Below are 12,926 nucleotides of genomic sequence, written 5' to 3' on the forward strand. Positions count from 1 at the left end.
GCGGACAAGGCACAATCGGATTCATGTCGCGTCGCGTCACTCCTGCGCTCCTGGTCAGTGCCCTGTTCACGGCCAGCCTGGTCGGCTGCTCCGCAGATGCCCGCCCAGGCGAAACCTGGCAGGCGCCGGCCGAGCCGCAGCCCACCGCCACACCGGCACCGCGGGCACCCGCCGGGGCCGCGCCACAGCGCGCCTTCGCCGTCGGCGTACGCCAGCTGAAGCTGAACCGGGACGGCCGGGCGCTGCCGGTGACGCTCTGGTATCCGGCGGCCGGGAATGCCGGCGGCGGCGCGAAGCGGTCGGTGGCCGCCGCCAGCGGCCGGTTTCCGGTGGTGATGTTCAGCCACGGCCTCGGCGGTCGGCCGGACGACTACGCCACGCTGCTGACCCGGTGGGCGGCCGCGGGTTTCGTGGTGGCCGCGCCGACGTTCCCACACACGTCCAAGGGCGGCGACGGCAACGTCCTCGACGTGCTCAACCAACCGGCCGACGTGTCGTATGCGTTGGACCAGGTGCTCGCGCTGAACGACAGGACCGACGACCAGCTGCACGGCCGGTTGGACGCCGACCGGGTCGCCGCGGCCGGGCACTCGGCCGGCGGGGTGACCACCATCGGCCTCTTCACCGCCGCCCGCGACGAACGGCTGGATGCCGGCGTGGTGTTCGCCGGCACGGCACTCGGGGTGGGCACCGCCTTCGCCGGCGCGGCCGCCCCGCAGCTCTTCGTGCACGGCGAGCTGGACGAGGTGGTCGAGTACGCGGCGGGCAAGGCGGTGTACGACAAGGTGCCCTGGCCGAAGGCGATGCTGAGCCTGCCCAAGGGCGACCACGGGCGTGCCCTGCTCAGCGACAGCGCGTCATTGCGGGTGGTGTCGGACACGTCCGTCGAGTTCCTCCGCTGGACGCTCTACGGCGACACGGAGGCCAAGAAGCGCATCCCCACCGATGCGACGCGCGGCGACATCGCCACCTTCGACGATCACCTCTGAGCTCGCACACGCGGACCGCTCCCGCCCGCTTCCCCGCTTCCGGCTGCTCAAGACCACGCAATAACCAGGAAATAGTGGCCTCCCGCAAAGCCGAGGCCACTATTTCCATGATGTTGCGCGATCTTGCGGGGCGGCGGCGGGGCGGCGGCGCGACGGGGCGGGGCGGGGCGGGGCGGGGCGGCGACGGGGCGGGGCGGGGCGGGGCGGCGTAACGCGGGGCGGCGTCAGGCCGTGTGGTCGATGACGATCTTGCCGAAGGCGTCCCCGGAGTGGAGACGGGCGAAGGCGTCCTCGACGCGGCTGAACGGGATCACGCTGTCCACCACTGGGCGCACGGCACGGTCGGCGCAGAACGCCAGCAGCTCGTACAGCTCACCCGGTGTACCCATCGACGTGCCCAGGATCTCCAGCTGCATGGCGAAGACCCGACGGAGGTTCACCGGCGGCTCGTGCCCGGCGGTGGCGCCGGAGACCACGATCCGGGCCATCGGCGCGGCCGACTTCAGCGAGTGGTCGAAGGTGGCCGCACCGACCGTCTCGATCACCACGTCGACCCGTTCCGGCAGCCGGGCACCGGTCTCGAGGGCGGTGGCGCCGAGCCCCGTGATGCGCTCCCGCTTGGCGGCGTCGCGGCTGGTCGCGTACACCCGCTTGCCCATCGCGACGGCCAGCGCGACGGCCGCGGTGGCCACGCCACCCCCCGCGCCCTGCACCAGCACGCTGTCGGCGTCCTCGACGCGGCCCTTGGTGGTCAGCATCCGCCACGCGGTCAACCAGGCCGTCGGCAGGCAGGCCGCGTCGGTCACCGCCAGCCCCTCGGGCAGCGGGACCAGATTCGACCGGGGTACGGCGACCCGCTCGGCGAGGGTGCCGGCGAAGTGCTCGGAGAGGATGGAGACCCCGCGGGGGTCACCCGGGGTGACGATCACCGGGTAGACGACCACCGTGTTCCCCTCCGGGTCGACGCCGACCGCGTCGCAGCCGAGGATCATCGGCAGTTGCGCCTCGGTGAGCCCCACCCCGCGCAGTGACCAGAGGTCGTGGTGGTTGAGCGAGGTGGCCCGCAGCTGCACGGTCACCCAGTCGTCGGCCGGGTGGGTCGGCTCGGGTTGCTCACCGACGGTGAGCGCGGCGAGCGGATCGGCGTCGTCGAGGCGGGTGGCGAAGGCAGCACGCATGATCGGCACGGTAACAAGCTGAGCGCCCGTTAAGAAGAGCCCCGCCTCACCGGCGGGCGACGCCGTCGCGACGGGCCGCCTCGGCGACGGCCTCGGCGACCGCCGGAGCGACCCGCGGGTCCAGCGGAGACGGGACGATCGCCTCGACGGTCAGCGACTCGGCCACCACGCCGGCGATGGCGTCCGCGGCGGCGACCTTCATGCCGTCGGTGATCCGGGTGGCCCGGGCGTCCAGCGCACCCCGGAACACCCCGGGGAACGCCAGCACGTTGTTGATCTGGTTGGGGTAGTCGCTGCGCCCGGTGGCGACGACCGCGACGTGCCGGGCAGCCACCTCGGGGTGCACCTCCGGGGTCGGGTTGGCCAGCGCGAACACGATCCCGCCGGGCGCCATACCGGCGACCGCGGCCTCCGGGATCTGCCCGCCGGAGACGCCGATCAGGACGTCCGCGCCCCGCAGCGCCTCGGTGATGTCGCCCTCGCGACCGTCGGCGTTGGTGCTCTCGGCCAGCTCGGCCTTGGTGCCGGTCAACCCGGTGCGGTGCCGGCCGATGATCCCCTTGGAGTCGCACACCACCACCTGGTCGGGGTTGACGCCCCCGGCGACCAGCATCTTCGTCACGGCCACGCCGGCCGCGCCGGCGCCGCTGACGGCGACCCGCAGGTCACCGAGCTTGCGGTTGAGCAGGGTGGCGGCGTTGCGCAGCGCGGCGAGCACCACGATGGCGGTGCCGTGCTGATCGTCGTGGAAGACCGGGATGTCGAGCGCCTCGTCGAGCCGGCGCTCGACCTCGAAGCAGCGCGGTGCGCTGATGTCCTCCAGGTTGATCCCGCCGAACGAGGGGGCCAGCGCGCGCACCACCGCGACGATCTCGTCGACGTCCTGGGTGTCCAGACAGACCGGCACCGCGTCCACGCCGCCGAACTGCTTGAACAGCACCGCCTTACCCTCCATCACCGGCAGTGCGGCACGCGGGCCGATGTTGCCCAGACCCAGCACCGCCGAACCGTCGGTCACCACCGCGACGACGTGCGACACCCAGGTGTACTCGTCGGCGAGGTCGGGGTCGGCGGCGATCGCCTCACACACCCGGGCAACCCCGGGGGTGTACGCGAGAGAGAGGTCCTCCCGGCTGGTCAGCGGCACCGTCGAGGTGACGGCCATCTTGCCGCCGCGGTGCAGCTGGAAGACGGGATCAGCGGGGTCCACGGTGGACGACGACATGGTGGTGACTCCAGGATCTGTCGAGCAGACGGGGCGGCTCGCTCGGCCGCGAGGTTGGCGGCGAGCGGTGGCACGCGGTGCGGGGGTCACCCGGGCACTTTCCGAGCATAGTGTCGACGGTGCCCCTCGGATGTGAGCAGGGTCATAACGGTCGACGGGGGACCCGTCCGGGGCGCGGCCAGTAGCGGGCCACCACCCGTGCCCGCACGTCGGCTACCCCGTACGCCCGGGAGTCGTCGGTGACCAGGTCGTTGTCCCCGCGCAGCCACCAGCCGCCGTCCTGTGGACGGACCGCCCGCTTCACCACCAGCAGCTCCGGGCGCGTCCGGAAGACCGCCACCACCACGTCTCCGGGGCGGATCGGTCGTCCGCCCGGGCGGACCAGCACCGCGTCGCCATGCCGGAGGGTCGGCGCCATGGACGGACCGGTGATCAGGACAGCGGTCAGCGGCCCCCGCAGTCTGGGCGCCTCCGCCGAGTGATCGGCCCGCACTGGTTTCACCTCCATCCGGTTCGGGGAGCATTCCCAGGAGTAATGTCGCCTTTGATCATCGCAAACTTCCCATGGAGGATCCTGATGCGACTTCCACGCATCCTTGCGCCCCGCGTCACCGCGAGCGCTCACTGCGACCTGCCGTGCGGCGTCTACGACCCGGCCCAGGCCCGGATCGAGGCCGAATCGGTCAAAATGATCTGCGAGAAGTACCAGGCGAACACCGACCCGGAGTTCCGTACCCGCTCGATCATCATCAAGGAGCAGCGCGCCGAGCTGGTCAAGCACCACCTCTGGGTGCTCTGGACCGACTACTTCAAGCCGGCGCACTTCGAGAAGTACCCGAACCTGCACACGCTGTTCAACGAGACCACCAAGCTCGCCGGCGCCGGTGGCGTCAAGGGCAGCCTCGACCCGGCCACCGCCGACAAGCTGCTCGCGAAGATCGACGAGATCTCGAAGATCTTCTGGGAGACCAAGAAGGCGTGACGTCGCCGCTCATCCCGACGATCCGGCCGGCACGTCCCGAGGACGTGCCGGCCGTCGTCGCCATGGTGCACGAGCTGGCCGAGTACGAACGCGCCCCCGAGCAGTGTCACCTCACCACCGAGCAGCTGACCGCAGCCCTGTTCTGTCCCGCGCCGGCGCTCCACGGTCACGTCGCGGTCGACGCGCAGGACCAGCCGGTCGGCTTCGCGCTGTGGTTCCTCAACTTCTCCACCTGGGCCGGCGTGCACGGCATCTACCTGGAGGACCTCTACGTCCGCCCGACCGCCCGTGGCACCGGTGCCGGCCGGCTCCTGCTCGCCACCCTGGCAGACATCTGCGTGCGGCGCGGTTACCGGCGGCTGGAGTGGTGGATGATCGACTGGAATCCGGCCGCCGGGTTCTACGCCTCGATCGGCGCCGAGCCGATGAGCGAGTGGGTGCCCTACCGGCTCAGCGGCGACGCGCTGAGCGCCCTTGCCGCCCAAGCGGCAGCCGCCGGCACGCGTGCGGGCGACTGACCGGGTAGAGTCCCCGACCGGGGGGATGAGGCGTGACTCAACTGACCGGCCAGCCAGCGACCGACGACGACGTGGTGCACCTCACGGTGCCCGCCGACGGCGGTTACCTCGGCGTGCTCCGTACCGCCACCGCAGGTCTCGCGGCCCGGTTGCAGTTCGCGCTCGACGAGATCGAGGATCTGCGGATCGCAGTCGACGAGGCGTGCGCCATGCTGCTCGCCATCGCCACCCGGGACGCCGAGTTGGAGTGCCGGTTCTCGGTCAGCGACGACGCACTGACCGTCGAGGTCACCGTGCCGACCGTGCGCGGCGCCACGCTGCCCGCCGAGTCGTCCTTCGCCTGGAAGGTGCTCACCGCGCTGACCACGTCGGCGTTCGCCACGGCCGCCGAGGGCCGGGCCACGATCTCGTTGCTCACCCGCCGCTCCGGCGGGTACTGACGCGCCGGCACCTGCCGGGCCGGGTCACTCGAAGCCGAGAGCGCGGGTCGTCGGAGGGCTGACCAGCAACCAGCCGACGCCCAGGCCGAGCGCCATCAGTGGCACGCCCAGCCAACCCAGCCCCGCCTGGATCATGAACCACCCGATCGGCAGCAGCATCAGCTGGAGCACGATCGCGGGGGCACGCGCGCCGGCTCGGCGGCGCAGCAGCGCGCGGCCCAGCGCCCACAGCGCGACCGCCACCCCGGCGGCGAATGCCGTCACCAGCAACGCCGACGGAAGATCAGTGGTCGTGGCGGTGACATCGGCCCAGACCAACCAGGCGGAGATCAGCCCGACTGCCACCGCCTCGGCCCACAGAAGCCGGACCGCCCAGCGGAGCGTGACGGGAATCGGGTCCGAGTCGATGGTCACGCGCGACACGATACCCGGCCTACCGGGAGGTACAGTGCCGCCCATGCGGGCCGTCCTGGTGGTCAATCCAAAGGCCACCACCACCAGCGAACGCAGCCGAGACGTGCTTGTCAGGGCGCTGCGCAGCGAAGTCGACCTCAGCGTGCGCTACACCCGTCGGCGTGGGCACGCCATGGCGCTGGCCCGGGAGGCCGCCGCGGAGGGAATCGACCTCCTCGTCACCCTGGGTGGTGACGGCACCGTGAACGAGGTGGTGAACGGCCTGATGACGGCCGAGCCGCCGGCGGGGGTCGACGGTGCCACGTTCGCCGAGCGGCTGCCCGCGCTGGCCACCGTTCCGGGCGGCTCCACCAACGTGTTCGCCCGCGCGCTGGGCCTGCCCCGGGAGTGGCCGGAGGCGACCAGCATGATCCTCGAAGGGCTGCGTCTGGGTCGGAGCCGGACGGTGGGGCTGGGCCGCGCGGACGACCGCTACTTCACCTTCTGCGCAGGGTTCGGCCTGGACGCCGCGGTGATCCACCGGGTGGAACAGGCCCGGCGCAAGGGTCGGGTCTCCACCCCGGCGCTCTACCTTCGCTCGATCATGAACCAGTACTTCCTCGCCTCGGACCGGCGGCACCCCGCGATCGTCCTGGAGCGCCCGGGCGAGACGGCGGAGGCCGAGCTGGCCACCGTCATCATCCAGAACACCGCGCCCTGGACGTACCTGGGCGATCGGGAGGTCAACCCGAACCCGACGGCGTCGTTCGACCTCGGGCTCGACGTGCTGGCGCTGCGTCAGCTCCGGGTGGCGAGCACGACACGAACGGTGACGCAGTTCTTCTCCCAGCGGCCGGATCCTCGGGGGCGGCAGGTGTTACGACTCCATGACACTGCGGAGTTCACCCTGCTCTCCAGCCGTCCGCAGGCGTTCCAGCTCGACGGCGACTACCTCGGCGAGCGGGAGAAAATCAGATTCACCTCCGTTCCCGCCGCACTGAGAGTAATCTGCTAGGTCTCGGGTACTGCCCTAGGTCGACGCGGCGCCACATCGCAATGGCGCGGCCGCCGCCACACCGAGGGGCAGGTGCCGGAAATGTCAGCAATGTCACGCGCACTGTACTATATTGATCCTCGACTGTGGCACGGCGGGTAACCAGGAAGGCACTGGAACCCGGACAAATGGGTTGTGGGCTTGCTCACCGACCGGAGTTTTTCCGAGCGTCACCCTTGACATCGCGACTGTTCGTGAAAGTATTCACAAGCGAACTTGAGTTACCGGGACATTGCCTGGATATGCTCGTCAGGTTGAGCTGTTCCAGCAGGTCCACGGGCTGACTGCCTGCTCACGCAATGCCGAATGGCCGGACGCGAACTGTCACCATCGGCACTGCTGATGCATATAGGAAAAGCACGACCTAGCGATTAATTGCCACCCATCCAGAATGAGGAGTGTTGCCGCCATGGACTGGCGTCACCATGCTGTCTGCCGCGACGAGGACCCGGAGCTGTTCTTCCCGATCGGGACGTCCGGACCGGCTCTCCTGCAGGTCGAGCAGGCCAAGGCCGTCTGCAGGCGCTGCTCCGTGACCGACCAGTGCCTGCAGTGGGCACTCGAGTCAGGTCAGGACGCCGGCGTCTGGGGCGGAATGAGCGAGGAGGAGCGGCGCGCTGTCAAGCGGCGCGGCGGCCTCCGGGTGCTGCGCGCTCACTCCGCCTGATCCCCCGACACAGCTGCAACACCCCGGCAGGTTCGCCCGCCGGGGTGTTCTGCTGTCCAGCCCCGGTCACCCCGCCGATCTCAGGAAGCGGCGATCGGACCGGTCATCGACCCGGCGCAGCACCAGCTCGACCAGCTCGGACGCGTCGTTGAGCGGAGCGGACACCGCCACCGCGCCAGCGGCCCGAGCCTCCTCGGTGACCGCGTCGTGAAACAGGCCCGGCGCCAGGAAGTACCCGGACACCGCCACCCTGCGCGCGCCCGCCCTGCGCAGGGCGGACACCGCGACACCTGTCGCCGGCGGAGCCGCCGAGGCGTACGACACCCGGCAGGTCACTGCGAACTCCGCGCCCAGCGCCTTCGCCACCCGGCCCACCGAGCCACGTGCCCGCGCATCCCGGGTGCCCGCCGCAGCCAACACCAGCGCGTCGAACCGGCCCGGATGCGACTCGCCGAGCCGACGGCACAGCCCGGCCAGCAACGCCGGGTCCACCCTTCCGTCGGCCGGGCCGAGCACGTCCGTCACCCGTACCGCCAGTGGGGGCCCGGCCTGCGCCGCGGCGGCGACGGCCGCCGGGATGTCCACCCGATGGTGGTACGCGGCGGTCAGCAACAGCGGCACCAGCACCGCCCGACGATGGCCGGCCACGGCCAACTCGCGCAGCACCTCGGTCGGACCCGGCTCGGTGTGGTCCAGCCAGCTCGCCCGGACCGGGAGCCCGGGCCGGGCCGCCGACACGGCCCGGGCCAGCGCCCGGGTGGCCTCGGCCGCCCTCGGATCGCGGCTGCCGTGGGCGACGAGCACCACCGGATCCGCCCCGCCCGGCGCACCGGGCCAGGTCGGGGTCGGAGTCGGGGAGGTCAGACGTGCAGTCCGCACTCGGTCTTCTCGAACATGGCCCACCGGCCGGCCCGCGCGTCCTCGCCGGCCTTGGTCCGGCGGGTGCACGGCCAGCAGCCGATCGAGCCGTACCCCTGCTTGAACAACTCGTTGACCGGCACGTTCCAACGGGCGATGTAGGCGTCGACGTCCCCCTGCGACCAGGCCGCGATCGGGTTGACCTTGACCTTGCCGCGCCGTGGGTCGAAGGTCACCACCGGCGTGTTGGCCCGGGTCGGCGACTCGTCCCGACGCAGGCCCGCGGCCCAGGCGTCGTACCCGGTCAGCGCCCGTTCCAACGGCTCCACCTTGCGCAGCTGGCAGCAGTCGTCCGGCGACTTGTTGAACAACCGCGGACCGTACTGGCCGTCCTGCTGCCCGACGGTGAGTCGGGGCCGGATCGAGCGGACGTTCACCGGAAGCGTCCGGGCCACCTCGTCACGGACTCGCAACGTCTCCGGAAAGTGCAGGCCGGTGTCGAGGAAGACCACGTCCACCCCCGGGGCTACCCGGGACACCACATGCGCCAGCACCGCGTCGGCCATCGAGCTGGTGACGCAGAACCGCTCGCCGAAGGCCTGCGCCGCCCAGCGGGCGATCTCCAGCGCAGGGGCGCCCTCCAGGTCCCGGCCCGCCTGCTCGGCCAGGGCCCGCAGCTCGTCCGGGCTGCGTCGGGCCGGGTCGACCGGCGTCGGACCGCCCGGGCCGACCAGGCCCAGGCCGGCAGCGGAGACGAGGCCCACCCGAGCTGGCCTTTCGTTCACGACTGCGGGGCCCGCAAGCTCACCCCCGACGCTCACCGGGTCACCGCCCGGGACAGCAGCCCGGTGAACTTCACCGAGAAGACCCGGGTGCAGGCGTGGCACTCCCAGGCGCCGTGGCTCGCCTCGTGCGGGCGCAGATCCTCCTCGCCGCAGTACGGGCAGTACAGAGGTGCCGCTCGGTTCTCGCTGCTCATCGCAGGGCCTCCTCGTCGACTCTGATCACCCAGTTGGCGAACGTCTCGCCCTCGCTCCGACCGGCCAGGTAGCGGCGGGCGAGTCGTTCCACGTACTCGGGAAGCTCCTCGGCGGTGGTCTTCAGGCCGCGTAGCTTGCGCCCGAAGCCGGCGGTCTGCCCCTGCGCCATACCCAGGCCGCCGCCCAGGTGCACCTGGAAACCCTCCACCTGGCGCCCGTCCGGACCGACCACGAGCTGGCCCTTGAGGCCGATGTCGGCGACCTGCGTGCGGGCGCAGGCGTTCGGGCAGCCGTTGATGTGGATCGAGATGTCCGCGTCGAAGTCGCGCAGCCGCTCCTCCAGCCGCGCCACCAGCTCCTCGCCGCGGGCCTTCGTCTCGACGATGGCCAGCTTGCAGTACTCGATGCCGGTGCACGCCATGGTGCCGCGCCGCCAGGCCGACGGCCGGGCCTCCAGGCCGATCCCGCGCAGCGCGTCGACGAGGGGCTCCGTCCGCTCCGACGGCACGTCGAGCACCAGCAGCTTCTGGTACGGAGTGAGCCGCACCCGGTCGCTGCCGTGCGCCTCGACCACGTCGGCGAGCTGGGCGAGCTGCCCGCCGGACACCCGGCCGACCACCGGCGCGGCACCCACGTAGTGCCGCCCGTCGGCCTGCTCGTGCACGCCCACGTGGTCGACCGGCTTGCTGGGCAGGTCCGGCGCTGGCCCGTCGAGCAGCGTCCGACCGAGGTAGTCCTTCTCCAGCACCTCGCGGAAGCGCTCCACACCCCAGTCGGCCACCAGGAACTTCAGCCGGGCCCGGTGGCGCAGCCGGCGGTAGCCGTAGTCGCGGAAGATCCCGACAACGCCGGCCCACACGTCGGGCACCTCGGCCATCGGCACCCAGACACCGAGTCGCTGGGCCAGCATCGGGTTGGTGGACAGACCGCCGCCGACCCAGACGTCGAAACCGGGGCCGTGCTCGGGGTGGTCGACGCCGAGGAAGGAGATGTCGTTCGACTGGTACGGAGTGTCCACGAGCCAGGAGATCGACGTCTTGAACTTACGGGGCAGGTTGGAGAACTGCTTGTCCCCCACGTACCGGGCGACGATCTCGTCGACCGCCGGGGTCGGGTCGAGCACCTCGTCGCGGGCCACCCCGGCGACCGGGCTGCCCAGCACGATCCGGGGGCAGTCACCACACGCCTCGGTGGTCTGTAGGCCGACCGACTCGAGCCGGCGCCAGATCTCCGGCATGTCCTCGACCCGGATCCAGTGGTACTGGATGTTCTGCCGGTCGGTGATGTCGGCGGTGTCCCGGGCGAACTCCCGGGAGATGTCCGCGATCACCCGCAGCTGGGCCAGGCTGAGCTGACCGCCGTCGATGCGGACCCGGAGCATGAAGAACTCGTCCTCCAGCTCGTGCGGCTCCAGCACCGCCGTACGCCCGCCGTCGATGCCCGCCTTGCGCTGGGTGTAGAGGCCCCACCAGCGGAACCGGCCGCGCAGGTCCTGCGGGTCGATGGAGGCGAAGCCGCGGTGCGCGTAGATGGTCTCGATCCGGGCCCGGACGTTGAGCGGGTCGTCGTCCTTCTTGGTCCGCTCGTTGGGGTTGAGCGGCTCGCGGTGGCCGAGCGCCCACTGACCCTCACCCCGCGGCCGGCGCGTTGCCCTGCTCGGGCTGGCCGTCGGGTCCTCGGAACGGGCCGGGGTGCTGCTGACCGCCATCGCGGCGTCCTCCGTTGTCTGCGGTGCCTCGGGGCGGGCGCGGGGCGCGGCGGCCGGCCCTGCGGGAGCGGGCGGGACAACGATGTCGAAGACAGCCGGCGCGGAGCGCGCCCGAGACAGAGTGATCGGGCGTCGTCAGTGGGCCGGACAGATCGCGCTGCGCACGCGGCCGTAATCAACGTGGCGACGTGCCACGAAGCGGCGGACGACAGCGGCGGTCATGGGCCCATGCTGCCACACCCCATGGGGGCCGGCCAATGTACGCGTGCGCGATCCCACATCACGGGCCGAGGGCCGCCGGCTCGCACCCGCGATCAGGGCGGCCGTGGCAGGCTCGGATCGTGGGCACATTGTCCGGAACGTCGACCAGGACGGCGCGGGTCCGCCTCGGGCGCGTTCCGGTCTGGCTTCCTCCGGCGCTGCTGACCCTGGTGGTGACCGCGACCGGGCTGGGTTCCGCCCAGCTGTGGCGCGACGAGCTGGCCACCTGGAGCGCGGCCACCCGGTCACCCGGCGACCTTGCCCGGCTGGCCGGCACCATCGACGCCGCCACCGGCCCGTACTACCTGCTGATGCACGTCTGGGTGGCAATCGTCGGCGACTCCACGGTGGCACTGCGCGCGCCGGCCGCGTTGGCGATGACCGTCGCCGCCGGCCTCGTCGCCGTGCTCGGCGCGCGGCTGGTCGACGACCGGACGGGCCTGTTCGCCGGGCTGCTCTTCGCGCTGCTCCCCGGCACCTCCCGCTACGGCCAGGAGGCCCGCCCGTACGCGCTGGCCACCATGTTCGCGGTACTCGCCACCCTGCTGCTGGTGGCGGCGCTGCACCGACCGAGCTGGCCCCGATGGGCCGGGTACGCGGCAGCCGTGGCGGCGCTCGGGCTCATCCACCTGATCGCACTCACCCTGCTCGCCGCGCACGCGCTGGTCGTCCTCATCGCCTGGTGGCGGGGTTCGGCGGCGGCCGGCATCACCCCGTCGAAGGGCGGCGCCGCATGGCTGGGCGACGCCAGGTTGGCAGGCGGGGCCGGCCGGCCGGACCGACGGGTGTGGCGGTGGGCGGTCGCGCTGCTGCCGACCGCACTACTGGTCGGTCCGCTGCTGCTCAAGGCCGGCACGCAGCGATCCCGGCAGCTGGACTGGGTGCATCCGGCGCGGCTGGACGACCTGGCCGCGCTGCCCGGTGGGGTGGCCCAGAGCAGCGTGGTGGGCGGGCTACTCGTCGGCCTCGCGACGCTGGGCGCGGCCCGGCTCGGGCGACGCGCCGTGCTGCCGCTCAGCGCGGTGCTGCTGCCGGTCCTGCTGCTCTTCGCCGCCGGCACGGTGGTGCCGCTGTGGGTACCCCGGTATCTGGTCTTCGTGGTGCCCTTCGCCTGTCTGCTCGCCGGCGCGGCGCTGGCCGGCGTGGGCGCGCCGGCCGCGCTGGCCGTGGTGGTCCTGGCCGGACTGCTCGGCCTGCCCGACCAGGCGGCGCTGCGGCGTACGCACGAGTGGCCGCGCAGCGCTCCGGTGGACTACACGGGTGCCGCGCGGGTGATCGCCGACGGGCAGCGACCGGGGGACGCCGTCGTCTACTCGCCCCGGCGGAGCTGGCTCTTTCTCGACCTCGGCATCGAGTACCACCTCGGCGATCCGCCCCGCGACGTGCTGGAGACGGAGGACGAGGCCCGCCGGGGCGACCTGTGGGCCGCGGAGTGCCCCCGACCGGCACAGTGTCTGGCCGGTACGCCCAGGGTGTGGCTGGTCGTCGCCGGGCGGCACGCCGATCCGCTGGCCGGGGTGCCGGGTGCCAAGGGGGACGCGCTGCGCGCAGACTTCACCGTCGCCCGTGTCTGGCAGCGCCCCGGGCTGACCGTCGCCCTGCTGAACGGTCGCCCCAGCCGCTGACCTCGGCGCGACGCAGGTCAGACCACCGACCTCGGGCTCGGGGCGGAA

The 12,926-nt window shown here is 72.1% G+C and carries 15 protein-coding genes; 7 read left to right on the top strand and 8 right to left on the bottom strand.

Annotation, left to right across the window (positions count from 1 at the left end):
• The first annotated feature begins 23 nt into the window (after nt 1-23).
• Nucleotides 24-989: an alpha/beta hydrolase family protein gene (locus tag ACLJN9_RS14195; RefSeq protein WP_410811745.1), complete on the top strand. Its 966-nt coding sequence runs from the start codon at nt 24-26 to the stop codon at nt 987-989.
• A gap of 224 nt (nt 990-1,213) precedes the next feature.
• Here ACLJN9_RS14195 and ACLJN9_RS14200 read toward each other — a convergent pair whose 3' ends face one another.
• The 3 genes from ACLJN9_RS14200 to ACLJN9_RS14210 form a co-directional block, all read right to left on the bottom strand.
• On the bottom strand, nt 1,214-2,176 hold the full coding sequence (locus ACLJN9_RS14200; protein ID WP_410811747.1) for a zinc-binding dehydrogenase: 963 nt from the start codon (nt 2,174-2,176) through the stop codon (nt 1,214-1,216).
• 37 nt (nt 2,177-2,213) lie between these two features.
• Nucleotides 2,214-3,392, bottom strand: a complete 1,179-nt coding sequence (locus ACLJN9_RS14205; RefSeq protein ID WP_410811748.1) for an NADP-dependent malic enzyme — start codon at nt 3,390-3,392, stop codon at nt 2,214-2,216.
• 142 nt (nt 3,393-3,534) lie between these two features.
• Entirely contained in the window at nt 3,535-3,900 is a 366-nt protein-coding gene (locus ACLJN9_RS14210) for a S24/S26 family peptidase (protein WP_410811750.1), read from the bottom strand.
• Nucleotides 3,901-3,969: 69 nt separating this feature from the next.
• Between ACLJN9_RS14210 and sodN the strand changes: the two genes are divergently transcribed.
• From sodN to ACLJN9_RS14225, 3 genes are read left to right on the top strand one after another with little or no spacing between them, the layout of a single operon-like run.
• The gene (gene sodN, locus ACLJN9_RS14215; RefSeq protein ID WP_410811751.1) at nt 3,970-4,374 is read left to right on the top strand and encodes a superoxide dismutase, Ni; all 405 of its coding nucleotides are present in this window, start codon (nt 3,970-3,972) and stop codon (nt 4,372-4,374) included.
• Nucleotides 4,371-4,892, top strand: a complete 522-nt coding sequence (locus ACLJN9_RS14220; protein WP_410811753.1) for a GNAT family N-acetyltransferase — start codon at nt 4,371-4,373, stop codon at nt 4,890-4,892. The genes sodN and ACLJN9_RS14220 overlap by 4 nt, the downstream gene beginning before the upstream one ends.
• Before the next feature lie 32 nt (nt 4,893-4,924).
• Nucleotides 4,925-5,332 carry an ATP-binding protein gene (locus ACLJN9_RS14225; RefSeq protein ID WP_410811754.1) on the top strand — a complete coding sequence of 136 codons (408 nt, stop codon included), beginning with the start codon at nt 4,925-4,927 and terminating at the stop codon, nt 5,330-5,332.
• A 24-nt stretch (nt 5,333-5,356) separates the two neighbouring features.
• Here ACLJN9_RS14225 and ACLJN9_RS14230 read toward each other — a convergent pair whose 3' ends face one another.
• Nucleotides 5,357-5,746 carry a hypothetical protein gene (locus ACLJN9_RS14230; RefSeq protein ID WP_410811756.1) on the bottom strand — a complete coding sequence of 130 codons (390 nt, stop codon included), beginning with the start codon at nt 5,744-5,746 and terminating at the stop codon, nt 5,357-5,359.
• 43 nt (nt 5,747-5,789) lie between these two features.
• On the opposite strand from ACLJN9_RS14230, the gene ACLJN9_RS14235 reads away from it, so the two are divergent.
• Together ACLJN9_RS14235 and ACLJN9_RS14240 are read left to right on the top strand one after the other, a co-directional pair.
• Nucleotides 5,790-6,740: a diacylglycerol/lipid kinase family protein gene (locus ACLJN9_RS14235; protein ID WP_410811758.1), complete on the top strand. Its 951-nt coding sequence runs from the start codon at nt 5,790-5,792 to the stop codon at nt 6,738-6,740.
• Nucleotides 6,741-7,188: 448 nt separating this feature from the next.
• Nucleotides 7,189-7,446: a WhiB family transcriptional regulator gene (locus tag ACLJN9_RS14240; protein ID WP_007072794.1), complete on the top strand. Its 258-nt coding sequence runs from the start codon at nt 7,189-7,191 to the stop codon at nt 7,444-7,446.
• A gap of 66 nt (nt 7,447-7,512) precedes the next feature.
• Here ACLJN9_RS14240 and ACLJN9_RS14245 read toward each other — a convergent pair whose 3' ends face one another.
• From ACLJN9_RS14245 to ACLJN9_RS14260, 4 genes are read right to left on the bottom strand one after another with little or no spacing between them, the layout of a single operon-like run.
• Nucleotides 7,513-8,325 carry a sirohydrochlorin chelatase gene (locus ACLJN9_RS14245; RefSeq protein WP_410811760.1) on the bottom strand — a complete coding sequence of 271 codons (813 nt, stop codon included), beginning with the start codon at nt 8,323-8,325 and terminating at the stop codon, nt 7,513-7,515.
• The gene (locus ACLJN9_RS14250) at nt 8,307-9,068 is read right to left on the bottom strand and encodes a phosphoadenylyl-sulfate reductase (RefSeq protein WP_410811761.1); all 762 of its coding nucleotides are present in this window, start codon (nt 9,066-9,068) and stop codon (nt 8,307-8,309) included. The genes ACLJN9_RS14245 and ACLJN9_RS14250 overlap by 19 nt, the downstream gene beginning before the upstream one ends.
• A 53-nt stretch (nt 9,069-9,121) precedes the next feature.
• Nucleotides 9,122-9,283, bottom strand: coding sequence for a hypothetical protein (locus ACLJN9_RS14255; protein ID WP_410811763.1), 162 nt, complete (start codon nt 9,281-9,283; stop codon nt 9,122-9,124).
• Nucleotides 9,280-10,992: a nitrite/sulfite reductase gene (locus ACLJN9_RS14260; protein WP_410811765.1), complete on the bottom strand. Its 1,713-nt coding sequence runs from the start codon at nt 10,990-10,992 to the stop codon at nt 9,280-9,282. Before ACLJN9_RS14260 ends, ACLJN9_RS14255 begins: the two co-directional genes overlap by 4 nt.
• Nucleotides 10,993-11,333: 341 nt before the next feature.
• On the opposite strand from ACLJN9_RS14260, the gene ACLJN9_RS14265 reads away from it, so the two are divergent.
• Nucleotides 11,334-12,878: a glycosyltransferase family 39 protein gene (locus ACLJN9_RS14265; protein ID WP_410811767.1), complete on the top strand. Its 1,545-nt coding sequence runs from the start codon at nt 11,334-11,336 to the stop codon at nt 12,876-12,878.
• The last annotated feature ends 48 nt before the right edge of the window (nt 12,879-12,926 follow it).

Source organism: Micromonospora sp. 067-2 (genome assembly GCF_046549295.1).
Classification (GTDB): domain Bacteria; phylum Actinomycetota; class Actinomycetes; order Mycobacteriales; family Micromonosporaceae; genus Micromonospora.